This window comes from Acidovorax sp. GW458-11-26-14-TSB4, from assembly GCF_059423865.1.
Genome location: NZ_JBWKYR010000001.1, coordinates 1,078,689 through 1,103,650, shown reverse-complemented (window position 1 = coordinate 1,103,650; position 24,962 = coordinate 1,078,689). Strand labels below are relative to the sequence as shown.

The window sequence follows — 24,962 nt, the reverse complement described above, 5'->3', positions numbered from 1 at the left end:
CCCCATACCGGAGGCCCCATGGTCAAGAAACTGCAGAAACTCAGCGCCGACAACAAGAAGAGCAACGCCCAACTGTCGAGCACCGTGAAGGACTCGGCCCAGCAGATCTGGCTGGCGGGCCTGGGTGCCTTTTCCAAGGCCCAGGAAGAAGGCGGCAAGGTGTTCGAATCCCTGGTCAAGGAAGGCCTGTCCATCCAGCGCAAGACCCAGGCCGTGGCCGAAGAGAAGATCTCCGAAGCGACCAGCCGCGTGACCACCATGGCCAGCGACATCGGCTCCAAGGCCCAGGGCCAGTGGGACAAGCTCGAAAACATCTTCGAAGACCGCGTGGCCAAGGCCCTGTCAAAGCTGGGCGTGCCCTCGGCGCGTGACCTGGAAGCCCTGACGGCGCGTGTGGACGCCCTGACCAAGGGTACCGGCAAGACCGCCTCGGCCAGGGCACCTGCCAAGGCCGCAGCGAAGACCGCCGCCCCAGCGAAGAAGGCCGCCGCCAAGAAGGCTGCCGCCCCCCGCAAGGCCGCCGCCAAGCCTGCAGCCAAGGCCGCTCCCGCCAAGAAGGCTGCCGCCCCAGCGAAGAAGGCCAGCGCCAAGGCCGCTGCACCTGCCCCGGCACCTGCAGCTTCCAACTGATCCCCAGCCAATGGGCCGCCCCGACCGGCCCGTTGCGCCAACGGCTGACACGCCCTGTGCGTGCCAGCCGTTTTTCGTTGGGAAGCAGCTGCCGAAACACGTTCTAAGGACATGCCAATATTGATGCAATGCAGCATCTGCGGCTCGGTTAGAGTAGCCACCAGAGACATCCCAACACCGATCCCAAACGACGCGAAGAGGGCCCGCACACATGGTGAAGAAAGCGCCGCGACGCACCGCAGAACGCATTCTCGAAGTCACGCTGGACCTGTTCAACCGGTTCGGCGAGCCCAACGTCTCCACCACCCTGATTTCGGCCGAGCTGCGCATCAGCCCCGGCAACCTGTATTACCACTACCCGGCCAAGGACGAGCTGATCAATGCACTGTTCGACCGCTATGAACAGTCGCTGACCGAGCTGCTGGCCGCCGCCGATGGCGTGCGCAACGTGGAGGACGCCTGGTTCTTCATGCACACGCTGTTCGAGCTGATCTGGCAGTACCGCTTCCTGTACCGCGACCTCAACGACCTGCTGTCCAAGAACCGGCGCCTGGAGACGCATTTCCAGGCCATCCTCAAGAACAAGACGCGCGCCGTGCGTGCCATGCTCGACGGCATGGGCCGCTCCGACGCACTGCACATCGACACGCGCGAACTGGAGGCCACCGCCACCAGCATGGTGGTGGTGCTGACCTACTGGCTGAGCTTCGAGTACGTGCGCGACCCGCGCCGCGCCCTGGAGCCCGAGAGCGCCCAGGTGGCCCTGCTGCGCGGCGCTCACCATGTACTCAACCTGCTGATGCCCTACCTGGAAAGCGGCCAGCGCGCGCACCTGCTGGAACTCGTCGGCCCCTATGCCACCCCACCGGGCTGAGCCCCAGGATGCCCTCTCCCCTACACCCGACCCCAAGAACCACAGGAGACACACCATGGCCAAATGGACCCCTTTCCCCCATGCGGGTGACTACAGCTTCGATGCCACGAGCGTCAAGAAGCACTGGGCCCGGCTGCACACCGGAGACGCCGAGCCCTGCCCCAAGGACGCGGCCGTGCTGCAGGCCTGGGCGCTGTTCCACAGCGGCGATTTCGAGAAGGCCACCGCCGCCGGCCTGGCCGCGGGCGGCCCCGGCATCACGGTGGCCAACAAGGCCACGGCCATCTACGCCAACTACCTGGAGCAAAAGGAGAAGACCCGCCTGGACCTGTTCACCCAGGTGGCCGAGCGCGCCGAGGCCCAGGCCGGCGAAGACCCGAACAATGCCAACGCCTGGTACTGGCATGCCTATGCCCTGGGCCGCTACAGCCAGGGCATCAGCGTGGCCAAGGCCCTGGCCCAGGGCCTGGGCGGCAAGGTCAAGGAGTCACTGGAAAAGTCCATCGCCCTGGCCCCCAAGCATGCCGATGCACGCATTGCGCTGGGTGCTTTCCATGCCGAGGTGATCGACAAGGTGGGCTCGCTGATCGGCGGCATGACCTATGGCGCCAAGAAGGACACGGGACTCAAGCTGTTCCAGGAGGCGCTGAAGCTCAACCCCGGCTCGGCCATCGCCATGGTGGAATACGCCAATGCGCTGGTGATGCTCGAAGGCGACAAGAAGATGAAGGAAGCGACCCAGTTGTACGAAAAGGCCGCCGCCTGCGAGTCTGCCGATGCGATGGAGCGCCTGGACGTGGAGATGGCGCGCGCCGAACTGGAGGATTGATGGAGCCGCTGAGTGCCTGCCAGGCGCTCAGCCGGCAAAGCGCCGTGAGGCGATTTCCAGCAGGCCATCGAAGATCAGGTTGTCCACCAGCTCGAAGGGGCGCGTCATGCTCGGCGCCATCTTCCAGCCGGCGCCGCCGGTCATGATGCAGGCCGGCTCCTCACCGCAATGCTGGATGACGTGCTGCACCATGCGCTCCACAGCGCCTGCGATGGCGTAGGTGCCGCCGCTGGTCAGCGCATCGCTGGTGTTGGTGGGGAACATGCGCACATCGCCCGTGGGCACGTGCAGGCCCGCTGTGCCTGTTTCCAGCGCACGCAGCATGATGCCGTGGCCCGGCAGGATGAGCCCGCCCATGAAGCGGCCGTGCGCGTCGATGCACTCCACCGTGACCGCCGTGCCCACCATCACCACCACCAGCGGCCGCGCCGGGCCGTGGGCCAGCACGTGGTGGCGCGCACCGATCATGGCCACCCAACGGTCGGAGCCCAGGCGCGAGGGGTGGTCGTAGCCGTTGACCAGCCCGGCCTCCTCGCCCGAGGACACCACCCACTGCGGCGGTACGTCCCACAGCTCCATCTGCTCCTGCACGCGGCGCTTGGCGGCATCGCCCGCCACCACGCAGCCCAGCATGCGCTGCGGTATCGGCAGGTCGGCCCAGCTGCCTTCGGCGAGCTTCTCGATGTGGTCCAGGAATTCGGCGCCGTGGGCCAGCAGCGTGGCTCCGGGGCGGTGGGCGTCGTACAACGCCCATTTGAGACGGGTGTTGCCGACGTCGATGGCCAGGAAAGTCATGCGGCGGATTATCCCGAGTTTTGGCGCCGCGCACCTGCCGTGCCCCATTGCCGATGCCGCCCACCCCGTCGCACCGGGGACAGCCCCGCCACGCCAATGTGAAAAATCGTGTCGCGCGACCGTCTTACACCATGGCGTCGCACTTTGCCGCTACAGTGGCTTTTCCTGTTTTGTGCAACCTTAGGAGATACGACATGGGTCTTTTCAGTTTCATCAAGGAAGCCGGTGAAAAGCTGTTCGGCGGCAAGGACGCGCAGGCCGCCACGGCTGCTGCGCCATCGCAGGACGAGCTCAACGCCACGGCCGCCAAGGCCATCGAGACCTACATCGGCACGCAGAACCTGGGCGCGACCAACCTGCAGGTGGCCTTCGATGGCAGCCAGGGCAAGGTCACCGTCAAGGGCGACGCGCCCACGCAGGCGGCCAAGGAGAAGGTCACCCTGTGCTGCGGCAACGTGGCCAGCGTCACCAGCGTCGAGAACCTGATGAACGTGACCAACCCGGAGCCCGAGGCCCAGTACCATGACGTGGTGCGCGGCGACACGCTCTCGGCCATTGCCAAGAAGTTCTACGGTGATGCCAACAAGTACCCCCAGATCTTCGAGGCCAACAAGCCCATGCTCACCCACCCCGACAAGATCTACCCGGGCCAGAAGCTGCGCATTCCACCGCTCTGAGCGCACAGCGCTTCCCAACGAACAAGCGGGCCGCAGGGCCCGCTTTTTTCATGGCGCCGGATCAACCCTGCCGCCAAGGCAGGCCTCGGAAGCGCCAGCCGCCCTTGCGGCCCCGGTGGGCCTGGCCATCGGCGTCGCCCTCGAAGCCTTCGAGGATGTTGTAGGCCGTGATGCCCAGCTCGGTTGCACGCTTGGCCGCCGCCACCGAGCGCACGCCGCTGCGGCACAGCAGCACCACACGCCCGCCTTCGGGCACGGCCAGGCGGATCTGGGCATCGAAATCGGGGTTCATGGCCATGCCGGGCCACTGCTTCCAGGCCACGGGCACGGCGCCAGGCACCTGGCCCACCCACTCGCGCTCGGCATCGCTGCGCACGTCGACCAACACGGCCTGGCCCTCCTGCACCCACTGCCAGGCCAGCGCGGGCGATACGTCTCCGGCATAGCCTGCGGCCTCGCGCGGGGCCTGCAGCGCGGCGCCATCGGCATCCTGGCGCTGGCCCGAATGCTGGTTGGCCGGCACGGCCTCGTCCATTCGGCGCGGGCGCGGCAGGTTGAGTGACTCCATCAGCGCGACGAACTCGGTCTCGCTGCGACCGGCCACACGCACATTGCCGGCCTTTTCGGCGGCTATGCTGCTGTGGCTGCGGCCCTGGTAGTCGTGGCCGGGCCAGACGGTGGTGTCGCCCGGCAATGAGAACAGCACACCGGTGATACTGCGGTACAGCGTGGCGGCATCGCCCGACTGGAAGTCCGTGCGGCCACAGCCGTTGATGAGCAGCGCATCGCCCGTGAACACATGGTCGCGCCAGCGGTAGGACATGCTGCCCGCCGTGTGGCCGGGCGTATGCAGGGCCTCCAGCCTTTCGCCGCCAAAGTCCAGGGTGTCGCCGTGCGCGAGCTGCACGACCGCAGTGCCGATGTCGCAGTCTGCCGGTACCGCCGTCTGAGCACCCGTGTGCTCAGCCAGCCGCGCGGCACTGGTGATGTGGTCGGCGTGGGTGTGCGTCTCCACCGTCCAGCGCAGCGTGAGGCCCAGGGACTGCAGCGCGGCCAGGTCGCGGTCGAGCTGCTCGTCCACCGGGTCGATGATGACGGCCTGGCGCGTGGCCGGATCGTGCAGCACGTAGGTGTAGGTGCTGGAGGCGGGGTCGAAGAGCTGCAGGGGGATCATGGCGGGCTGGATGAGACGTTGTTGGCGCCCATTGTGCCGCGCCCGGCGCTGCGCGGCGTCAATCCCATAGAGGCGCTGGCTCGTCCCGCAAATGGTTGCGCAAGGCAGCGTAGTCAGGCACCACGGTGGCCACCGTGTCCCAGAAGCGCGGGCTGTGGTCCATCACGCGCAGGTGGGCCAGCTCGTGCGCCACCACGTAGTCGATGACCGCAGGCCGGTAGTGCAGCAGGCGCCAGTTCAGTCGGATGGAGCCGTCGGCCTTGGCGCTGCCCCAGCGCGTCTGCGCGCTCGACAGGCGCAGGCTGGTCCAGCGCACGCCCAGCAGCGGCGCAAAGTGCTCCAGGCGCTCGGTGAAATGGCGCTTGGCATCGCGCATCAGCCAGGCCTGCACGGCGTCACGGATCTGAGCGGGCCCGGCGCTGTGCGGCAGGCCGATGTGCAGGTGCTGCGCGGGCGGCGCATCCTGCCCGTCGGCGAGCGCCATCGGCTTGAGCTGGCCGCCCCGGCCGCTGAAGCCGTGCGCCGGGTCGAGCACCACGGTGATGGGCCGGCCCATGTAAGGCACCACGGCGCCGTCGGCCCAGACGATGCGCCCGCCCTCCATGCGCTGCTGGCGCTCGCGCGCCTCGCCCAGCTTGCGCAGGATCCAGTCGGACTTTTCGCGCAGTGCCGCATCGATGGCCGCCAGCGTGACCCAGCTGGGCGCACGCACCGACAGGCCATCGGGGCCCACGCTGAAGCCGATGGTGCGCCGGCGGGCACGCTGCAGGGCGTAGGCCACCACGGCCTCGCCCAGCAGCAGTTCACGTTTGGCTTCGGGGTGGCGGAACTCGGCGGGCGACAGGAGCGAGGGCAAGGCCACTGCGGGCGGCCCCGTGGGCCGGGATGGCGGTGCAGCAGGCGTCTTGGCCGCTGGCGGCGGCTCGGCCGATGCGGGACCGGGCGCGGCGCTGGACGGCGGAGCGTCGAAGAAATCCAGCGCCATTTGCACAAGTCGCTGCACCATGGGGAGGCCCTTGTCCGGTCAGCGGGCCGCAGGGTAGGCCTCGGGGTCCAGGCGGTGCATCTCGGCCTCGATCCATTCCTCGACCTCGCGCATGAGTTCCTCCGGCTCGCGCCCGGCGCTGAGAATGGGCTTGCCGATGGACACGTCCACCACGCCCGGGCGCTTGACGAAGGCCCTGCGCCCCCACACCTTGGCCGACGTCACGGCAATCGGTACCACCGGGGCCCCGGTCTCGACCGCCAGGCGCGTGCCGCCGGTCTTGTAGGTGCCTTTCTGGCCGCGCTCGATGCGGGTGCCTTCGGGGAACATGATGATCCAGATGCCCTTGGCCAGCAGCTTCTTGCCCTGTTCCACCACCTTATTGAAGGCCTGGGCGCGCTGGCTGCGGTCGATGTGGATCATGTCCAGCCGGCCGATGGCCCAGCCGAAGAAGGGCACGTAGAGCAGCTCCTTCTTGAACACGTAGGCCAGCGGGTGCGGCATGATCGTGGGCATCAGAAAGGTCTCGTAGGTCGACTGGTGCTTGACCAGCAGGATCGCCCCGGCGTTCTCGCCCTGGGGCAGGTTTTCCATGCCCGTGATCCGGGTGCGGATGTCCAGCAACACGCGCGCCCCGCTGATGCACAGCGACAGCCAGGCGGCCGCAATGCGGTACAGCGGCAGGCCGCGCACCCCAAACAGCGTGCCCAGCATGATGAGCAGCGCATAGGGCATGACGGTGGTCGCCATCCAGATCAGGTGGATGATGGAACGGATCAGGGCCATGGTGTGAGGGTCTTGCGGCGCCCACCGCAGTGCGGCGCCCGGTGGACATGGGGGTGGTGTTGCGAAGGGTCAGACCGCCATCAGGGGAGCCGCCGGCAGCAACTGCTCGACAAACGCCGCCAGGCTGGCATGCACCTGCGTGCCCGGGGGATAGCCGGGCGGCAGCGCCTGCCCCGGCACCAGGCCGGCGGCGCTGCCAGTGCATACCAGGTGCAGCTGCGCGCCCAGCGCGGCGCCCGCCTGCAGGTGCGCCTGGCAACTGCCCACCACCTGCACCTCGTGGCGCTCCACGCCGTAGCGGTCTCGGATCTGTTCGAGCAGGCCCGGGCCGGGCTTGCGGCAGGCACAGTCCTCATCGGGCGCATGGGGGCAGTAGAACACGGCGTCGATGCGCCCGCCCACGGCCGACAGCTGCTTGTGCATCTTGGTGTGGATGGCGTTGAGCGCCACCACGTCGAACAGGCCGCGCCCCAGGCCCGGCTGGTTGGTGGCCAGCGCCACGTGCCAGCCGGCGTGGTTCAGGCGTGCGATGGCTTCGAGCGCGCCCGGAACGGCCGTCCACTCCTCGGGCGAGGTGACGAAATCCTCGCCCAGCGGATTCAAGGTGCCGTCGCGGTCCAGGATGGCGAGTTTCATGGGAATCCCCTTGTGACAGCCACCAGCCTAGCAGGTCACGCGGCCAGGCGGGAGAGGTCGGCTACCCGGTTCATGGCGTCGTGCAGGCTCTTGAGCAGGCCCTGGCGGTTCAGGCGCAGGTCCATCTCCTCAGCATTCACCATCACGTCGTCGAAGAACGCATCCACCGGGGCGCGCAGCACGGCCAGGGTCTGCAGCGATGCGGTGTAGTCGCCCGCGTCGAACTGGGCATTGGCTTCGGGCACGAAGCGCTGCAGCGCGGCATACAGGTCCTGCTCGGCCTTTTCCCTGAGCAGGTCAGGGTTGACGTGGGCGTCCACTTCGCCTGCCTTCTTGAGGATGTTGGCCACGCGTTTGTTGGCAGCGGCCAGGGCCGGGCTTTCGGGCAGCGCGGCGAAGGCGCGCACGGCGGCAAGCTGTTTCTCGACCAGGGCCAGGCGCTGCGGACGCAGGGCCAGCACGGCATCGACCTCCTGGGCGCTGTAGCCCTGTTCGCGCAGGCTGCCGGCCAGGCGGTCGTAGATGAAGTCGGCCAAGGCGGCCGATGCATCGGTGATCTTGTCGGCGAAGGCGGGCACGGCGCCGGCCAGCAGGGCGTTCAGGTCCAGCGGCAGGTCCTTCTCGACCAGCATGCGGATCACGCCCAGCGCATGGCGGCGCAGCGCGAACGGGTCGCGATCACCCGTGGGCAGGTTGCCGATGCCGAACATGCCGACCAGGGTTTCGAGCTTGTCGGCCAGCGCCACCACCACGCCAGCGCTGTTGCGCGGCAGGGTGTCGCCCGCGAAGCGGGGCTTGTAGTGGTCTTCGATGGCATCGGCCACCACCTCGCCCAGGCCGTCGTTGAGCGCGTAGTAGCGGCCCATGGTGCCCTGCAGCTCGGGGAACTCGCCGACCATGTCGGTCACCAGGTCGGTCTTGGCCAGCAGTGCGGCCTGGTCGGCCTGCTGCACCAGCGTGGCGTCGCCCAGCTGCTCGGCGATGGCCTTGGCGATGGCGCGCACGCGCTCCACGCGCTCGCCCTGGGTGCCGAGCTTGTTGTGGTAAACCACCTTGGACAGGCCATCCACGCGCGAGGCCAGGGTCTTCTTGCGGTCCTGGTCGAAGAAGAACTTGGCATCGGCCAGGCGCGGGCGCACCACGCGCTCGTTGCCGCCGATCACGAAGCCCGCATCCGCCGGGCTGATGTTGCTCACCACCAGGAACTGGTGGGTCAGCTTGCCCGCAGCGTCCAGCAGCGGGAAGTACTTCTGGTTGGCCTTCATCGTGAGGATCAGGCACTCCTGCGGCACATCGAGGAATTCCTTCTCGAAGGCGCAGGTCAGCACGTTGGGGCGCTCGACCAGGGCGGTCACTTCGTCGAGCAGGGCGTCGTCCTCGATGGGGCGGGCGCCGTTGCCGACCTGGGCGGCAGCCGCGGCCAGCTGGCGCGCGATCTCGGCCTTGCGCCCCTCGAACGAGGCGATCACGGCGCCATCGCTCTGCAGCGTGGCGGCGTAGCTGTCGGCGTCCTTGAGCACCACCGGCGAGACGGCCGCCTCGAAGCGGTGGCCCTGCGTGCTGTTGCCGGCCGTGAGGCCCAGCGCCTTCACAGGCACCACGGTGCTGCCGTGCAGCGCCACCAGGCCGTGTGCGGGGCGCACGAAGTTCACGCTGGTCCAGCCGGGCAGCTCGCAGTCGGATTCGAGCTGGTAGCTCATCACCTTGGGGATTGGCAGCTTGGCCAGGGATTCCAGCAGGGCCTTCTGCAGGCCCTCTTGCAGCGTGGCGCCCGGCACCACGCTGTCATAGAACAGGGCCTCGGCCTTGCCATCGGGGGCGCGCTTGAGCGCGGCCACGGCGGCGGCGGGGTTGGACACGTCCGCGCCCAGGGCCTGCAGCTTCTTGAGCAGGGCGGGCGTGGCGTTGCCCGCGGCGTCCAGGCCCACGGTCACGGGCATGAGCTTTTGCTGCACAGCCTTGTCGGCGGCCTTGGCGGCCACGGCAGTCACATGGGCGGCCAGGCGGCGTGGCGAGGCGAAGGCGGTCACGGTGGAGGCCGGCGTGGCCAGGCCCAGGGCCTTGAGCTGCTCGGCCAGCACGCCGGCGAAGGCGTCGCCCAGCTTCTTGAGCGCCTTGGGGGGCAGCTCTTCCACGAACAGTTCGACCAGGAGGTTTTGCGTTGTCGTCGTCATTTGTCAGGGGCTCCGGCGGTGGCTCAGGCGGCTTTCTTGGGCAGTTGCTCGACCCAGGCGCGGGGCGCCATGGGGAAGCCCAGGCGCTCGCGGCTCTCGTAGTAGCTTTGCGCCACGGCACGTGCGAGGTTGCGGATGCGGCCGATGTAGGCGGCGCGCTCGGTTACGCTGATGGCGCCACGCGCATCCAGCAGGTTGAAGCTGTGGGCCGCCTTGAGCACCTGCTCGTAGGCCGGCAGGGCCAGTTGCTGCTCCATCAGGTGCTTGGCTTGCTTTTCGTGCGCGTTGAAGGCGGTGAACAGGAAGTCCGCGTCGCTGTGCTCGAAGTTGTAGGTGGATTGCTCCACCTCGTTCTGCTTGTAGACGTCGCCATAGCTCAGCTTGGAGCCGTCGGCACCCTCGGTCCAGGTCAGGTTGTAGACGTTGTCCACGCCCTGCAGGTACATGGCCAGGCGCTCCAGGCCATAGGTGATCTCGCCCGTGGCGGGCTTGCAGTCGATGCCGCCCACTTGCTGGAAGTAGGTGAACTGCGTCACCTCCATGCCGTTGAGCCAGACTTCCCAACCCAGGCCCCAGGCGCCCAGGGTGGGGTTCTCCCAATCGTCCTCGACGAAGCGGATGTCGTTCTTCTTGAGGTCGAAGCCCAGGGCTTCGAGCGAGCCCAGGTACAGCTCCAGGATGTTGGCGGGCGCAGGCTTCAGGACCACCTGGAACTGGTAGTAATGCTGCAGGCGGTTGGGGTTTTCGCCGTAGCGGCCATCCTTGGGGCGGCGGCTGGGCTGCACGTAGGCGGCCTTCCAGGGCTCGGGGCCGATGGCGCGCAGGAAGGTGGCGGTGTGCGAGGTGCCGGCACCCACTTCCATGTCGTAGGGCTGCAGGAGTGCGCAACCCTGCGCGTCCCAGTAGGACTGCAACTTCAGGATGATTTGCTGGAATGTCAACATGGCGTCTGTGGCGCTGGCGGACCAGGGCCGGGCATAAGGGGGATAGGGGGAAGAAGGCCGTTGCGCAGGGGTAGGCACCGCGAACGCGAACCGGTGATTTTACGGCGCTGCGGCACGCCCTCACCCGCAGGGCTCCAGAAGGGCTGGCCAAGGGCCCCAAACGCCCCCCGGAATGTACAAAGGCCGGGGCCCTTGTGGAGCCCCGGCCTTTCCAACCGATTGCGCAAGCTGTCTGCCGGTGCGCAGCGGTGGCCATCCCTCGGGACGGCCGGTCGGCGCACGCGTGGTGCGCCAAGTCAAAAATCAATACTCCCAGAAAATGCGCTGCAGCTCTTTGCTGTCGTTCGTCTTCGTCAGTGCGACCATGGCCAGGATGCGGGCCTTCTGCGGGCGCAGGTCATGGGCCACGACCCAGTCGTACTTGTCGTCGGGCTGTTCTGCGTTGCGCAGCACGAAGCCGTCGGGCACTCGGGCCGAGCGCACCACCTGCACGCCCTGGGCACGCAGCGCCTGCAGGGCAGGCACGGCCTGGGCAGCGACCGAGCCGTTGCCGGTTCCGGCGTGGACCAGCGCCTTGACGCCAGCCTTGCCATAGGCTTCGATGCCGGTGCTGTTCATGTTGCCGTAGCCATACACGATGTCGACCGCGGGCAGGGCCTGGATTTCGTCGATGTTGAATTCGGATGCCGTGGTGTGGCGCTTGACCGGGGCGCGGAACCAGTAGTTCTTGCCCTCCACCACCATGCCCAGCGGGCCCCATTGGCTCTTGAAGGCCTCGGTCTTGATGTTGATGGTCTTGCTCACGTCGCGGCCGCTCTGGATCTCGTCGTTCATGGTGACGAGCACGCCCTTGCCGCCCGCGTCCTTGCTGGCGGCCACGCTCACGGCGTCGTACAGGTTCAGCGCACCATCGGCCGACAGGGCCGTGCCGGGGCGCATGGAGCCCACCACCACGATGGGCTTGGCGGTGCGCACCACCAGGTTCAGGAAGTAAGCGGTCTCTTCCAGCGTGTCGGTACCGTGGGTGACGACGATGCCGTCCACGTCGGACTGTTTGGCCAGGGCCGAGACGCGCTTGCCGAGCTGGAGCAAGTGGTCGTTGGTGAAGCTTTCCGAGGCGATCTGGAAGACCTGCTCGCCCGACACGCGGGCGACGCTGGCCAGCTCGGGCAGGCCGGCCAGCAATTTGTCGACAGGCACCTTGGCCGCAGCGTACGTGGCGCTGTTGGCGGCCGAGGCGCCCGCGCCCGCAATGGTGCCGCCGGTGGCCAGCACCACGACATGGGGACGGGCGGCCTGGGCCATGGCAACGGCCGACGCGGCCGACAGCAGCAGGCCGGCAAGCCAGCGGTGCATGGGATGGGAAATGCGCATGACAGGAATCTCCAAACAGTTGTTTTGACGAGGGCTACCGCGGCTTGTGCTGTCGCCCTCACCCGCTCGTTGGCGGTGCCGGATCGTATGAGAGACTTGCGCACACTCACAGGGAATAATCAGCCCTTCCTTGTGAATTTCACTCACACCCATGAACCTGCGCCAACTCGAGGTTTTCCAGGCCGTGCTGCAGACCGGCAACATGAGCGCCGCCGCGCGACTGCTCTGCATCACGCCCTCCGCCGTGAGCAAGGCCGTCGCCCACACCGAATTGCAGCTGGGCTACCGGCTGTTCGTGCGCACGCCGGCGGGCCTCACGTCCACGCCCGAAGCACAGGTGCTCGCGGCCGAGTCCACCGGCATCCACCGCCAGCTCGACGCCCTGCGCCGCACAGCGCGCAACCTGGGCACCAGCGACACAGGCGATGTGCGCCTGGCCGCCATTCCGTCCATCACGCATGAGTTTTTGCCCTTGGTGCTGCAGGAGCACGCGCTGCACTACCCGCAGGTGGGCGTGGAGGTGCGCACCATCCACCAGGACCAGATGACGCAGGCCCTGCTCACGCGCAGCGTGGACTTCTGCCTGGGCTTCTACAAGCACCCGCACCCGCAGGTGCGCAGCGAGCTGCTGGTCAGCGGCCGCATGTACCTGGCCGTGGCGCAGTCGGTGTGGACGCGCGCCCCGCGCGCCGTGACACCGGCCGCCCGCCTGGCCCAGGTGCCGGTGATCCGGCTCGTGGGCGATGACCCCATGCGCCAGTCCATCGACGAGATCGCCCAGCGCCTGGGCACGCCCGCAGGGCCCGGCCTGCAGGTGCAGACCTCGCGCCTGGCGCTGGACCTGGTGCGCCGCGGCATGGGCTGGACGGTGGTGGACTTCCTCACCGCGACCCAGCTCGACCCAGAGGCCATGGTGGCGGTGGAGCTGCACGAACTGCCGCCCATGTCGCTGTACAGCTACCACGCACGCGCCCTGCCCCCGGGCCTGCCCGCCACGCGCATGCTGGCCATGCTGCCGGGGCTGCTGCACCGGGCCCTCTCCGCACGAACGGCATGAAAAAACCCGCCATCCCTTGCAGGATGGCGGGTTGGTCTGAAGACCGCATGGGTCAGTTATCCCAGCGGCGCAGCACCAGGCTGGCGTTGGTACCGCCGAACCCGAAGCTGTTGGACAGCGCGGTGCGGATCGGCGCGTCACGCGTCTCGCGCACCAGGGGCATGCCCTCGGCGGCGGGCTCCAGCGTCTCGATGTTGGCCGAGCCGGCGATGAAGCCCTGGCGCAGCATCAGCAGGCAGTAGATGGCTTCCTGCACGCCGGTGGCGCCCAGCGAGTGGCCGGTGAGCGACTTGGTGGACGAGAACGGTGGAATCGCGTTGCCGAAGACTTCGCGGATGGCGCGCAGTTCGGGCACGTCGCCCACGGGCGTGGAAGTGCCGTGGGTGTTGATGTAGTCGATGGGGCCGTCCACCGTGGCGATGGCCTGGCGCATGCAGGCGATGGCGCCATCGCCCGAGGGGGCGACCATGTCGGCGCCATCCGAGGTGGCGCCGAAGCCGACGATTTCGCCCAGGATGGTGGCACCGCGCGCCTGCGCATGCTCCAGGCTTTCGAGCACCACGGCGCCACCGCCGCCCGACAGGACGAAACCGTCCCGGTGGGCGTCGTAGGCGCGCGATGCCTTCTCGGGCGTGGCGTTGTAGGCGCTGGACATGGCGCCCATGGCGTCGAACAGCAGGCCCATGCCCCAGCTGACTTCCTCGCCACCGCCGGCGAACATCACGTCCTGCATGCCCCAAGCGATCTGCTGGGCGGCCGCGCCGATGCAGTGGGCCGAGGTGCTGCAGGCCGAGGTGATGGAGTAGTTGATGCCCTTGATGCCGAAGTTGGTCGACAGGCAGGCGGACACGGTGGAGCTCATGCAGCGCGTGACCTGGTAGGGCCCGACGCGGCGGATGCCCTTGCTGCGCAGGATGTCGGCCGCCTCGATCTGGTTGGCGGGCGAACCGCCGCCCGAGCCCATGATGAGGCCGGTGCGCGGATGCGAGACTTGCTCGGGCGTCAGGCCCGCTTCGGCAATGGCGTTGGCCAGGGAGATGTGCGCATAGGCCGCGGCATCGCCCATGAAGCGCAATTGCTTGCGGTCGATCCGCTCTTCGAGGTTGATCTGCGGCACGCCCGCCACCTGGCTGCGCATGCCCAGTTCGGTGAACTGCGGCATGGCGCGGATGCCGGGACGGCTTTCGCGCAGGGATTGGGTGACGGTGGCATTGTCATTGCCAATGCACGAGACGATGCCCGTGCCCGTGATGACGACGCGTTTCATGCGGCCTCCCCAGCGGCTGCGCCTGCTTCCTCGCGCTTGAACAGGCCCACGCGCAGGTCGCTGGCCACGTAGATTTCCTTGCCGTCGGCATACAGGCGGGCATCGCCGATGGCCATGACCAGCTTGCGCTTGATCACGCGCTTGATGTCGATCTCGTAGGTGACGAGCTTGACGTCCGGGCCCACCTCGCCGGTGAACTTGACTTCGCCCGCGCCCAGGGCACGGCCCTTGCCGGGCAGGCGCAGCCAGGTAAGGTAAAAGCCGATCAGCTGCCACATGGCATCGAGCCCCAGGCAGCCGGGCATGACCGGGTCGCCCTGGAAGTGGCAGGCAAAGAACCAGAGGTCGGGACGCACGTCCAGTTCGGCGCGGATCTTTCCCAGCCCGTGCTCGCCACCATCGCTGTCGATGTGCGTGATGCGGTCGAACATCAGCATGGGCGGCAGCGGCAAACGCCCGCTGTCTGCGTCGAACAGCTTGCCCTCGCCCGAGGCGATCAGTTGTTCGTAGGAAAAGGAATCTGCCATTTTCAGTCGTGCTCCAGAACAGCGGCCACACCGCTTCAAATCATCGTTGTATGCAACACAAGCCCCCGCTTGCGGGCTCTATTATCAAGCCACGCGAGGCCTGCGCCGCGCATTGGCCTGCCAGGGCACTGGGGCACCCCTGCCGCAGCTGACCAGGATCAAGCGCAGCACCGGTCAGAAACCACCGCTGGCGGAGCGCCCGCCCCGGGCCCGCCGGCCCGCCCCGAAGGCTGCCACCAGCACGATGGTGGCAGCCAGCCCGGCCAAGGGCACCAAGCCCCAACGCGACACCCACCAGGCGTAGGGCGTGATGAACCATCCCTGCTGCGCATCCACCCCACGGCCCTGCACCGAGCCAAGCAGCACCCCACGGGTGTGGCGCGCCAACTGGTGAGTGACCACGCCCCGGTGGTCGATGATTGCCGTCGCGCCGGTGTTGGTGGCGCGCACCATCGGGCGCTCGAACTCGAGCGCGCGCATGCGGCTGATGTGCAGGTGCTGGTCGATGGCCACGGTGTTGCCGAACCAGCCGATGTTGCTGAAATTGACGAACACCGTGGGAGCGCCAGCCGGGTCGGCAAAGCGCGCACCCAGCTCCTCGCCAAACAGATCCTCGTAGCAGATGTTGGGGGCGATGCGCTGCCCGGCAAAGACAAAAGGTGCCTGGTCCAGGCCACCCCGGTTGAAATCCCCCAGGGGGATGTTCATCATCTGCGTGAACCACTTGAAGAAGGGCGGGATGAACTCGCCAAACGGCACCAGGTGGTGCTTGTCATAGCGGTAGGGCGCGGTCAGGCCGGCCCGCGCACCCAGCACCGAATTGGTATAGCCCTCGCGCTCGTCCCCCATGGGAATGCCCAGCAGCACGGCTTGCGAGCCGCTGGTGTAGCGCCGGGCGATGCCTTCGAGGTAGCCCGGTATCAACTGCTGCGGCAGCAAGGGAATGGCGGTCTCCGGCGCCACGACCAGGGAGGCGCTGGCCTGCTCCAACTGCTCCCGGTACCACTGCAGCGCCAGCGGCACACCCGAGCCGGGCTGGAATTTCTCGTCCTGCGGAATATTGCCCTGCAGCAGCGCCAGTTGCAGCGGCGCGGGCACGCGCGCCGCGGGAGTGTGGCATAGCTCCACGGCACAGTGGCGGTCCACGGCGGCCAGGCCCAGCAAGGCCAGCCCCCCCGCCACCAGGGCCCATGCACGCGGGCTGCGCAGGTCGCTGGTGCGCACCTGCACCAGCAGCATGGCGATCAAGGCAGTGACAAAGCACAGGCCGTAGACGCCGACGTAGCGCGCCAGCGCTGCCAACGGGCCGTCCACATGGGCATAGCCGCCCGCCCCCCAGGGAAACCCCGTCCAGAGCCAGCCGCGCGCCATCTCGGCCAGCATCCAGAGGGCCGCGAACAGCAGCGCCGCCCCGGCGCGGTGCACCAACGCCAACCCGCAGAAGACGCCGAGCGCCAGCGCGTAGTAGCTGGCCAGAAACGCCGCCAGCCCGAGGATGGCGGCCACCGTGAGCGGTGCCGCCAGCCCGCCGTAGGTGTGCATGGAGATGTAGAGCCACCAGAACGTGCCGCACAGCCAGGCCGTGGCAAACACCAGGCCCAGCAGCGCCCCGCGGCGCCAGGTGGGGGCGCCTGCGCGCGCCTGCCAGGCCAGCACGGCCAGCGATGCGATCTGCAGCCACCACTGGGGATGCCCATTCCAGGGCAAGGCCAGCGAGGCCGCCTGCGCGAGCCCTGCCAGCACGGCAATGAACAATGCCCAGGCCAGCCCGGGGCCCCGCGTTCGGAGAGCCAGCCCCATCAATTGCCAGCCTGGCTCTCGTCGATCCGCGACACTTTGAACCAGCGCACGGCGCCGCCCTTGGTGTGCAGCACCACGAAATGCAGCCCACCCAGCTCCACCTGTTCACCCCGCTTGGGCACATGGCCCATCTCGTGGGCGATCAGGCCGCCAATGGTGTCGAATGCTTCCTCGCGGTCGCTGCCCTGCAGCGTGACTCCGAAAGACTCGTCCACACGCTCGATGGGGGTGTCGCCACTCACGCGGTAGGTTCGGTCGGCCAGGGCGAAGATGTCGCCCGCGTCCTCGGGGATGTCGAACTCGTCCTCGATCTCGCCCACGATCTGCTCGAGCACGTCTTCGATGGTGATGAGCCCCGCCACACGGCCGAATTCGTCGATCACGATGGCCAGGTGGTTGCGGTTGCCACGGAACTCGCGCAGCAGGTCATTGAGGCCCTTGCTCTCGGGCACGAACACGGCCGGCCGCAGCAGCGCGCGGATGTTGAGCTCGGGCGCCCGCTGCAGCTTGAGCAGGTCCTTGGCCATGAGGATGCCGATGATGTTCTCGCGCTCGCCGTGGTACACCGGAAAGCGCGAATGCGCCGTGTTGATGACCAAGTACAGGAGCTCGTCGAACGGCGCGTCGATGTTGACGAGGTCCATGCGGGGCGCGGCCACCATCACGTCGCCCGCCGTCATGTCGGCCATGCGGATCACACGCTCGAGCATCACGCGCGAATCGGCGCCAATGACGTCGTTGTCTTCGGCCTCGGCCAGCGTTTCGATCAGCTCTTCGGTCGAGTCCGGTCCAGGGTGGATGAACTCGGCGACTTTCTGCAGGAAGGTGCGCTTGTCTTCCTTTTCGGGCAATCGCCCGGGGTGCGGGTCAGACACTGTCTTAGAGTGCAGGACGTGCGGTAGTGAAACAGGCCCCTAGGATAGCGGATTGTTGTGACAGGGCCTGTCGTCCAGGGCGCACAAGCCCTCGGCACGCCTGCCTTACAGCAGCGCCGAGGGCCTATTCGGCCGACTGGTGGCGCGCGCGCTGCACACCGCTGCGCACTTCCTGCACGCCCGCCAGGAAGTCCCAGAACTGCTTGGCCTGGCGCTTGAGCTGGTAGTCCACCTCGGCGAACTGCTGCTCGACCAGTTCGGCCATGCGGGTGTCGAGGCTGGCCGGTGCGATCTGCAGGTAGGCCTCGGACTCCGAGCCATCGCGGCGCACCTGCGCACCGGCATTGCGGGCGATCTTGAGCATGGCGGTGTTTTCCGACAGCGCGTGGATGAACACCATGTTCACCCCTTCGTTGCGGGCATGCATCACGGCCCGCTCGAACAGGCGCGCGCCGAAGCCTCGGCCGCGGGCCTGCTTGAGTACGGACACGCCGAACTCGGCGCAATGCTTGTATTCGGGGTGCTCGGAAAAGGCCAGGTGCGCCATGGCGATGAGTTCCAGGCGGCGGTTGTAGATGCCGAAGATCTCGTCGCGGTTGAAGTCGAGCTGGTCCGCATAGCGGCGGATCTGCTCGTCGTTGGCGGCGTAGCCGAAGCGCAGGTAGCGGTCGGCAGGCTCCAGCTGCAACAGGTGGGCCGTGATGCGCTCGCGGTACGAAGGCCCGAGCGAACGGATGGGAACCATCAGTGGTGCCGACATGCTGCCCTCACTCTCATGGGGACGCCCCGTGACCGGGCGCAGCATTCCCCGGCCTGCGTCCCAGGATGCCTTGAGCCAGTCTTTGGTAGCGAACATGGCTCCAAATATAAGGGTTTTCCCTAGGAATTTCCAGTGGTTTTTGCTGCGGCGCAGCAAAATAGTGAGGCACGTCGAATTCCTTCAAGAAGTCGGTTGAAATGTTGCTCAGCCTACGTCAGACGCTCTCCATTCCATAGCAAGGCAGCGGACATACCGGGTACGCGCCAGCCGCCATGGGCCGACATCCTGGCAGCGCCACGTTATGCCTGTCGCGCACGGGATGCAAGAGCAACATCCCCTGGCCGGGCGGGGCTGCCCGCTGCCGGCCCTCCATGGTTCAAGGCACCTTGCGGATGGGCGGGCCCTCGGCCTGCGATGTGTATGCCGACAGCACGGGCACGGGCGTGGGTGCCGTGGCGGGCACGCTGCACGCCACAGGCACACCCGGGGCCGCATCCCCGGAGCTGCCGCGCGCCTTCTCCAGCACGGCTGCACGATCCACCGACAGTGCGACGGAATCGCCCAGGTGCAGCACCGCGCGCTCCAGTCCCTGGGTTTCCGACAGATCCAGCTGCCCGGCGCGTGCATCCACCCTCAGCGAGCGCATTCGGGCCGCATTCACTTCCAGCGCTGCCGTGCCCCGGCGGGTGCGTTGCGCGCACTGGGCCACATCCTCGGCAACTCCGGGCACCTTCCAGGCGCCACAGGGCCGGCACTGTGTGGACCACAGGTCGAGGTGCGTGACCGTGCCACGAACGGCGATCGCCTGCCCCACCACCTCCAGCCGCTCCACGGGGGCCTGGGCTTCGATGCGGGCCCGGGTGAGTGCCAGATGCCTGAACCGGGCAGGCAGCACGATCTCGTCCATCCACACCGAGGATTTTCCGTGCCGCCTGGGTTGCGCTGCGCCGAGCTCCCGGACTTGGGTCCAGCGCAGTACCAGCGTGTCGCCTTCGCGGGCCGCAGTGAGCCCCGGGAACTTTCCGGGCAGTGTCTCCGGCTCATCGCCATCGCCCCGGCGCAACTGCACGATGATCCGCACCTCGGGCACATCGTCGAGCACAACGCGCACCGACATCTTCGAGGCATTGTCGCCCGCCTCCTCCAGCCTCAGCCCGGTGACTCCCTCCAGCGACTGGGCCTCGACGGTGTAAGCGACGGCGGTAGGCCCGGGCCTCTGGAAACGGTCCATGCCGCTCGTGATCAACAGCGCCCAGAACAACGCCAGCGTCGCCACGAAGAGCCAGCGCCCGAGCCGGTGCGGAGCACGCCGCCGGTTGGTGGTGGAGCTCACAGCAGCTCCTTTTCCTGCAGGTGCAGGTAGGCCTGCAGCCACAGCAAGGCGGGCAGGCCGATCCACAGCAGCGCATTGAGGGCATGGATGCCCGCGTCCAGCGATGCAAAGCGGCGCGACGACCACCATGCAAACAGCACGTCCCCTTGCGCACCCGCCATGGAGGCCACCAGCGCGGTGGATACGAACAGCGCAAAGCCCAGGGCAAGGGTCTTGAGCAGGGAGGCCCGCCCGAAGTAGAGCGAACCCGCCACGGCAAAGGCCTGCAGGGTCCAGACAGCGATCAGCAAGCCTGTTTGCTGGGCGGCCGGCATGGCTTGCCGCGCGGCCATCTTCGCCAGTGGCATGAAGAGCGCATAGTCCTCGGGCTTGAAGGCCTGGGGCTCCAGCGCAGAGCGCACCGCGATGGCGGCCTGCTGCACCGGCCAGGAAATCGCCAGGAACAGCAGGCTGTAGGCCAGCGGGTAGGCGATGGCCACGACCACGACGCACAGCGCCCATTTCTCGAACACCGATGCAGGCCGCATCAGTGCCAGCAAGGCCGACTCGCGCTGCGCCATGGCGCTGAAGTAGCGACCGGCAAACACGAAGCCCGTGAGGAACAGCCCGCCAAAGTACAGCGCCGCCTGCATACTGGTCTGGAAGGCCGCAAAGCCTGACACCCCCAGCATGAACAACAGCAGCGCGATGTAGAGCAGGCTGCAGACCAGCAGGTGCCCCAGGTACGTAGACCTTTGCTCTGCCCAATGGGCCCGGGCCAGGCGCCGCCACCGCGGCCAGGAGAAGGTCGTCGATTCGGGCCCGCGTACAGAAATGAATTCCATGCTCATGCTGGTTCCTGCGCCACGGCGTCCTGCTGCCATGGCGCCAACGCCGCCAGCATGCTGTCGCGGTTGAGGCTCATTGCCTTGTAGAGCAGCTCCAGTTGCACGGTGTGCTCCACCGCGGTGGGGGCGTCACCCCCCGAACGCAGCGCCACATAGGCGATCTGTTGGCCAATGCGCTCCTGGTAGAGCAGGCCCTCCTGTGCCGGCAGGTCCGCCGCGCTGTTGGCCACACCGGTGCGCAGCACCCCGGCCAGATCGGCCATGCGCGCCGACAGCGCCAGCTGCCCCTGGTCGATGAACCAGATGTGGCTCAGCACGCTTTCAAGGTCATGTGCCTGGTGGGTGCTGATAAGCACGGCGCGCTCGGCATGCTCGGGCCGCTGCACCAGTCGGCGGAACTGGCCCCGGCCCACGATATCCAGGCCGTTCGTGGGTTCGTCCATGAGCAGCAGCGGCGTGCCCGTGGCCAGGGCGAAGGCGATCGCCGCCTTTTTCTTCTGCCCCAGGCTCATGGCCTCGAAGCGGCTGGCGGTGGGCACTTCGAGTTCGTCCAGGTACGCCCCGAACAGGGCCTTGGAAAAGCGCGGGTAGAAGACGCCCTGCGTGTCCGCCAGCTGCGCCGTCGTGAGGTTGGGCAGGTGGAACTCCTCGGGCACGATGCAGATGCTCGCCAGGAAGTCCGCCGCCCGCTGGCGCGGCACATGGCCCATCACCTGCATGCGGCCGGCCCAGGGGGTGAGCAGCCCGCAGAGGAGCTTGAGCAGGGTGGATTTGCCACTGCCGTTGCGCCCGAAGAGGCCGTAGATGCCGGGTTGGCGCACCTGGGCCGAAAAGCCCTGGTAAAGCGCGTCGCGGCCATAGCCGAAATGCAGGTCGTCGATGGCGATCATGGGTGGCAGTCCGGCCTTTCCTGCGCGCAGGCGGAGCGCCACGGCGCGCGCATTGTCACACGGGCACTGCGGTCGTCGCCTTCACGCGGTCGAGCACGAAGCTGGTCTTGCAGTCCTGCACGCTGGGGTGCTTGAGCAGGGTGTCCATGATGAAGCGGCTGTAGTGCGCCATGTCGGCAACCACCACGCGCAGGAGGTAGTCCATCTCGCCCGTGAGCGAGGCGCATTCGACCACCTCGGGCCAGGTCTGCACACTGGCGCGGAACACGTCCATGGGGTTGCGCTTGTGGCTTTCGGTGTGCTTTTCCAGGCGCACGTTGAGGTAGGCCGTGAGGCCCAGGCCCACGGCTTCGGGCGGCACCAGGGCGACATAGCGGGCGATCACGCCAGCGTCTTCCAGCCGCTTGACCCGGCGCAGCACGGCGCTGGGCGAGAGCCCCACCTGCTCGCCGATCACGTCGTAGGTCTCGCGGCCGTTTTCCTGCAACCGGCGCAGGATGGCCCGATCCAGCTTGTCAAGTGCGTTGAAAGCAGTCATTGCGCAGGATTTTACGAAAAATGAAGCCGCCGCGATGGCCCTTCATCAAACTCGGGTATGTCCCGATAGTGACACAGGGGCCTGCCAAAGAACAATGAATACCGCAAAAAAGAACGACCGTTCTTTTTTGCGTAAACCAAAAATATCCATCAACGGAGACAAGCACATGACCGGTTTCTTTGGCCGCCTTCTGCGGCGATTGGCGCTCGCCGCTACCGCTTCGACACTGCTGCTCGGGGCCAGTGCCCATGCACAGGCCGGGTACACGCAGACGCGTTACCCCATCGTGCTGGTGCACGGGCTGTTCGGGTTTGATTCAGCGCTGGGCGTGGACTATTTCTACGGCATCCCTGACGCGCTGCGCCAGGGCGGTGCCAAGGTCTACGTCGCCCAGGTCTCGGCGGCCAACAGCACCGAGGTGCGCGGCGAGCAATTGCTGACCCAGGTCAAGAACATCCTGGCCATCACGGGAGCAGCCAAGGTGAACCTGGTGGGCCACTCGCACGGCGGCCCCACGGCACGCTATGTGGCCGGGGTGGCCCCGGGCAAGGTGGCCTCGGTGACCTCGGTGGGCGGTGTGAACCGCGGCTCACGCGTGGCCGACATCATGCGCGGCGTGGCGCCCGCGGGTTCGGTCTCCGAAACCATCGCCAATGGCGCCGCCACTGCCCTGGTGGCCTTGATCAACCTGACTTCGGGCGGCACCGGCCTGCCGCAGATGCCCACGGCAGCACTCGACTCGCTCACCACCAATGGATCGGCCGCCTTCAACCGGCGCTTCCCGCAGGGGGTGCCGACCTCCGGCTGCGGCAACGGAGCGGAGCTGGTCAACGGCGTGCGCTACTACTCCTGGACCGGCACCAAGACGCTGACCAATGTGCTCGACGCCAGCGACGCCCTGCTCGGCGTGCTGGGCCTGGTGTTCGGCGAAGCCAACGACGGCCTGGTATCGGCCTGCTCCTCGCGGCTGGGCACGCACCTGGGTGACCACCGCCAGAACCACCTCGATGAGGTGAACCAGCTGGTGGGCCTGCGCGACTGGTTCTCGACCGATCCGGTCACGCTGTACCGCCAGCAGGCCAACCGACTCAAGGCCGCCGGCCTGTAATTTTTGCGATGATCGCTGCCATGGACCGCCTTCCCCGCCCTGCCGTGACTGTCGCCATCGCCCTGGTTCTGCTGGTCGCGGCCGTGCTCGGGTGGCGCGCCTGGCGGACCGCGGCGGGCCAGGGCACCGGTCCTGGCGCCAGCGCGGCTGCGCCTGCGGCAGCTGCGGCGGTGCCCGCGGGCAGTGCAGCATCGGCAACGCTCTCACCCGCGTCCGCGGCGCTTGCCGCTGCCTCGCAGGCGGCCGCAGGGGCCGACCCCCTGCTGGTGCCCGGCCTGCGCAATACGCTGGAAGCCATGCTCTTCGAGGCCGGCGAAGCCAGCGACCCCGATGCGCTCAAGCAACGCCTGGCGCAGTTGGTGGGCCAGCATTTCCCGGCCGCGCTGGCCACCCGCGCCCTGGCCCTGGCCGAGCGCTATGTGGACTACCGCGTGGCGCTGGGGGCCTTGTCGGCCCCCCGTGACCCCAGCGATCCGCGTGCCTTGCGCGACGCCATGGAGGCACGCCAGAAAGTGCGCCAGCAGTACTTCCAGGGCGAAGAGTACGACGCCCTGTTTGCGCAGGAAGCCGAACTCGACCGCTACACCCTGGCACGGCTGGAGATCGCGCGCAATCCCCAGCTCTCGCCGCAGCAGCGCAGCGATGCGCTGCGCGCTGCCGAATCCGAGCTCGCCCCCGAGCGCCGCGCCGAGCGCACAGCGGCCACAGCCCACCTGGACGCCGCGGCACAGACTGCGGCCTTCAATGCACAGGGTGTGGGCGACGTCCAGCGCCATATGGCGCGCAGCGCACAGTTCGGGGAGCAGGCGGCCCATGCACTGGCCCAGCTCGACCGCGAAGACCAGCATTGGCAGAGCCGGCTCGAGGAACTCAGCCACACCCGTGCGCAGCATGGCGAAGCGGCTGCGCAGGCCCTGCGCCAACAGCTGTTCACGACCGAAGAACTGCAGCGTGTGGACGCGGCCCTGGCGCTGCGCGCCCTGCAAGCAGGCGCTTCTGCGCGCTGAACCAGGACGGCGGCCAGGCACCCGCAGAGACGGTGGTTTGACCGTTCGGACAGTAACAAAGGGTAAACCCTGTACGGGTGCATATACTGCGCGATCCTGGAACTCTTGAGGATCCCGATGTCGCTCCGTAGCATCTTGTTCAGCGCGGCCCTGGCCAGCATGGCCACCGCCGCACTGGCCCAGACCCCTTCCGCCCCGATGACCATCGTGGTGCCCTACCCTGCGGGCGGCCCGCTGGACACCTCGGCCCGCATCATCGCGGAAGGCGCGGCTGCGCAGCTGGGTGCCATCAAGGTCGAAAACAAGCCCGGCGCCGGCGGTGGAACCGGTGCCGATCTGGTGGCCAAGTCCCCTGCCGGCAGCAACCAACTGCTGATGGGAGCCGTGGCCACCCATGCGGTGAACCCCTGGCTGTACAAGAACTTCCCGTACAACCCGATCAAGGACTTCAAGCCCATCTCGCTCGTGGCCCGCACGCCCAACGTGCTGGTCGTGAATGCCGAGCAGGCCACCAAGCTGGGCATCAAGACCACCCCGGACCTGGTGCAGTACCTCAAGAAGAACCCCGACCAGGCCAAGTACGGCTCGGGCGGCAACGGCAGCATCGGCCACATCTCGGCCGAGATGTTCAAGTCGCTCACCAATACCAGGATGGGCCACACGCCCTTCCAGGGATCCAACCCGGCCCTGGCGGCGCTGCAGTCGGGCCAGGTGCTGCTGGTGTTCGACAACCTCGCATCGGCACTGCCGCACATCCGCTCGGGCAAGCTGCACGCGCTGGGCGTAACCACCCTGAGCCGCAACGAGGCATTGCCCCAGGTGCCCAGCATCAATGATTCGGTGCAGGGCTTCAACGTGTCGACCTGGTTCGGGCTGTTCGCCCCGGTATCGCTGCCGCAGGTGGACGCCCAGCGCTATGCCGCGGCGTTCACGGCCGCCATGCAATCGCCTGCCGGCAAGGAAAAGTTCAAGCAGATGGGCATCACGCCCGAAGAACTCACGCTCGATGGCTTCGCGCAGTTCGTGCGCTCTGAGAACAGCAAGTACGAATTCCTGATCCGCGCCGCCAAGATCAAGATCGAGTAGGCACCGGTG

The 24,962-nt window shown here is 67.5% G+C and carries 25 protein-coding genes and 1 pseudogene; 8 read left to right on the top strand and 18 right to left on the bottom strand.

Features of this window, described 5'->3' with window-relative positions; translation table 11 throughout:
- Positions 1-18 precede the first annotated feature (18 nt).
- The 3 genes from AC07X5_RS05360 to AC07X5_RS05350 all read left to right on the top strand — a co-directional run bounded on the left by AC07X5_RS05360 (position 19) and on the right by AC07X5_RS05350 (position 2,333).
- The gene (locus AC07X5_RS05360) at positions 19-630 is read left to right on the top strand and encodes a phasin family protein (RefSeq protein WP_409955687.1); all 612 of its coding nucleotides are present in this window, start codon (positions 19-21) and stop codon (positions 628-630) included.
- A 211-nt stretch (positions 631-841) separates the two neighbouring features.
- Positions 842-1,504, top strand: coding sequence for a TetR/AcrR family transcriptional regulator (locus AC07X5_RS05355; protein WP_409955689.1), 663 nt, complete (start codon positions 842-844; stop codon positions 1,502-1,504).
- Positions 1,505-1,559: 55 nt separating this feature from the next.
- Positions 1,560-2,333: a tetratricopeptide repeat protein gene (locus tag AC07X5_RS05350; RefSeq protein ID WP_409955691.1), complete on the top strand. Its 774-nt coding sequence runs from the start codon at positions 1,560-1,562 to the stop codon at positions 2,331-2,333.
- Positions 2,334-2,360: 27 nt separating this feature from the next.
- Here AC07X5_RS05350 and AC07X5_RS05345 read toward each other — a convergent pair whose 3' ends face one another.
- Complete coding sequence (locus AC07X5_RS05345) at positions 2,361-3,128, bottom strand: type III pantothenate kinase (protein WP_409955693.1); 768 nt, start codon at positions 3,126-3,128, stop codon at positions 2,361-2,363.
- Between the two features lie 194 nt (positions 3,129-3,322).
- Here AC07X5_RS05345 and lysM point away from each other — a divergent pair, with 194 nt between their 5' ends.
- The gene (gene lysM, locus AC07X5_RS05340) at positions 3,323-3,805 is read left to right on the top strand and encodes a peptidoglycan-binding protein LysM (protein ID WP_494769289.1); all 483 of its coding nucleotides are present in this window, start codon (positions 3,323-3,325) and stop codon (positions 3,803-3,805) included.
- A gap of 61 nt (positions 3,806-3,866) precedes the next feature.
- Here the strand turns inward: lysM and AC07X5_RS05335 are convergent, their stop codons facing one another.
- The 8 genes and pseudogenes from AC07X5_RS05335 to AC07X5_RS05300 form a co-directional block, all read right to left on the bottom strand.
- Positions 3,867-4,277: a rhodanese-like domain-containing protein gene (locus AC07X5_RS05335; RefSeq protein ID WP_494769472.1), complete on the bottom strand. Its 411-nt coding sequence runs from the start codon at positions 4,275-4,277 to the stop codon at positions 3,867-3,869.
- A gap of 201 nt (positions 4,278-4,478) precedes the next feature.
- Positions 4,479-4,979: pseudogene (locus AC07X5_RS05330) on the bottom strand (MBL fold metallo-hydrolase); the annotation flags it as partial.
- Between the two features lie 58 nt (positions 4,980-5,037).
- Positions 5,038-5,982: a M48 family metallopeptidase gene (locus tag AC07X5_RS05325; RefSeq protein ID WP_494769471.1), complete on the bottom strand. Its 945-nt coding sequence runs from the start codon at positions 5,980-5,982 to the stop codon at positions 5,038-5,040.
- Positions 5,983-6,003: 21 nt separating this feature from the next.
- Positions 6,004-6,750: a lysophospholipid acyltransferase family protein gene (locus AC07X5_RS05320; RefSeq protein WP_494769288.1), complete on the bottom strand. Its 747-nt coding sequence runs from the start codon at positions 6,748-6,750 to the stop codon at positions 6,004-6,006.
- Positions 6,751-6,819: 69 nt separating this feature from the next.
- Complete coding sequence (gmhB, locus tag AC07X5_RS05315) at positions 6,820-7,386, bottom strand: D-glycero-beta-D-manno-heptose 1,7-bisphosphate 7-phosphatase (protein WP_409955697.1); 567 nt, start codon at positions 7,384-7,386, stop codon at positions 6,820-6,822.
- A gap of 35 nt (positions 7,387-7,421) precedes the next feature.
- Complete coding sequence (gene glyS / locus AC07X5_RS05310) at positions 7,422-9,560, bottom strand: glycine--tRNA ligase subunit beta (protein ID WP_494769287.1); 2,139 nt, start codon at positions 9,558-9,560, stop codon at positions 7,422-7,424.
- A 23-nt stretch (positions 9,561-9,583) separates the two neighbouring features.
- Complete coding sequence (gene glyQ, locus AC07X5_RS05305; RefSeq protein WP_494769286.1) at positions 9,584-10,504, bottom strand: glycine--tRNA ligase subunit alpha; 921 nt, start codon at positions 10,502-10,504, stop codon at positions 9,584-9,586.
- Between the two features lie 303 nt (positions 10,505-10,807).
- A complete protein-coding gene (locus AC07X5_RS05300) occupies positions 10,808-11,878 on the bottom strand; it encodes a type II asparaginase (RefSeq protein ID WP_494769285.1) in 1,071 nt (356 codons plus the stop codon).
- A gap of 151 nt (positions 11,879-12,029) precedes the next feature.
- Here AC07X5_RS05300 and AC07X5_RS05295 point away from each other — a divergent pair, with 151 nt between their 5' ends.
- Positions 12,030-12,935 carry a LysR family transcriptional regulator gene (locus AC07X5_RS05295; protein WP_494769284.1) on the top strand — a complete coding sequence of 302 codons (906 nt, stop codon included), beginning with the start codon at positions 12,030-12,032 and terminating at the stop codon, positions 12,933-12,935.
- A gap of 52 nt (positions 12,936-12,987) precedes the next feature.
- Here the strand turns inward: AC07X5_RS05295 and fabB are convergent, their stop codons facing one another.
- From fabB to AC07X5_RS05250, 9 genes are all read right to left on the bottom strand, one after another.
- A complete protein-coding gene (gene fabB / locus AC07X5_RS05290) occupies positions 12,988-14,202 on the bottom strand; it encodes a beta-ketoacyl-ACP synthase I (RefSeq protein WP_409955707.1) in 1,215 nt (404 codons plus the stop codon).
- Positions 14,199-14,729 carry a 3-hydroxyacyl-[acyl-carrier-protein] dehydratase FabA gene (gene fabA, locus AC07X5_RS05285; protein WP_184858783.1) on the bottom strand — a complete coding sequence of 177 codons (531 nt, stop codon included), beginning with the start codon at positions 14,727-14,729 and terminating at the stop codon, positions 14,199-14,201. The genes fabB and fabA overlap by 4 nt, the downstream gene beginning before the upstream one ends.
- A 174-nt stretch (positions 14,730-14,903) precedes the next feature.
- Positions 14,904-16,529, bottom strand: coding sequence for an apolipoprotein N-acyltransferase (gene lnt / locus AC07X5_RS05280; protein ID WP_494769283.1), 1,626 nt, complete (start codon positions 16,527-16,529; stop codon positions 14,904-14,906).
- Positions 16,529-17,404, bottom strand: a complete 876-nt coding sequence (locus tag AC07X5_RS05275) for a CorC family transporter (protein ID WP_409955710.1) — start codon at positions 17,402-17,404, stop codon at positions 16,529-16,531. The genes lnt and AC07X5_RS05275 overlap by 1 nt, the downstream gene beginning before the upstream one ends.
- Positions 17,405-17,528: 124 nt before the next feature.
- Entirely contained in the window at positions 17,529-18,260 is a 732-nt protein-coding gene (locus tag AC07X5_RS05270; protein ID WP_494769282.1) for a GNAT family N-acetyltransferase, read from the bottom strand.
- Between the two features lie 280 nt (positions 18,261-18,540).
- Positions 18,541-19,497 carry a hypothetical protein gene (locus AC07X5_RS05265; RefSeq protein WP_494769281.1) on the bottom strand — a complete coding sequence of 319 codons (957 nt, stop codon included), beginning with the start codon at positions 19,495-19,497 and terminating at the stop codon, positions 18,541-18,543.
- Entirely contained in the window at positions 19,494-20,327 is an 834-nt protein-coding gene (locus tag AC07X5_RS05260) for a hypothetical protein (protein WP_494769280.1), read from the bottom strand. Before AC07X5_RS05260 ends, AC07X5_RS05265 begins: the two co-directional genes overlap by 4 nt.
- Positions 20,324-21,214, bottom strand: a complete 891-nt coding sequence (locus AC07X5_RS05255; RefSeq protein WP_494769279.1) for an ATP-binding cassette domain-containing protein — start codon at positions 21,212-21,214, stop codon at positions 20,324-20,326. The genes AC07X5_RS05260 and AC07X5_RS05255 overlap by 4 nt, the downstream gene beginning before the upstream one ends.
- A gap of 55 nt (positions 21,215-21,269) precedes the next feature.
- A complete protein-coding gene (locus tag AC07X5_RS05250) occupies positions 21,270-21,752 on the bottom strand; it encodes an Lrp/AsnC family transcriptional regulator (RefSeq protein ID WP_145694738.1) in 483 nt (160 codons plus the stop codon).
- A gap of 166 nt (positions 21,753-21,918) precedes the next feature.
- On the opposite strand from AC07X5_RS05250, the gene AC07X5_RS05245 reads away from it, so the two are divergent.
- The 3 genes from AC07X5_RS05245 to AC07X5_RS05235 all read left to right on the top strand — a co-directional run bounded on the left by AC07X5_RS05245 (position 21,919) and on the right by AC07X5_RS05235 (position 24,953).
- Complete coding sequence (locus AC07X5_RS05245; protein ID WP_494769278.1) at positions 21,919-22,860, top strand: esterase/lipase family protein; 942 nt, start codon at positions 21,919-21,921, stop codon at positions 22,858-22,860.
- Between the two features lie 20 nt (positions 22,861-22,880).
- A complete protein-coding gene (locus AC07X5_RS05240) occupies positions 22,881-23,867 on the top strand; it encodes a lipase secretion chaperone (RefSeq protein WP_494769277.1) in 987 nt (328 codons plus the stop codon).
- A 117-nt stretch (positions 23,868-23,984) separates the two neighbouring features.
- Positions 23,985-24,953, top strand: a complete 969-nt coding sequence (locus AC07X5_RS05235) for a Bug family tripartite tricarboxylate transporter substrate binding protein (RefSeq protein ID WP_494769276.1) — start codon at positions 23,985-23,987, stop codon at positions 24,951-24,953.
- Positions 24,954-24,962 lie beyond the last annotated feature (9 nt).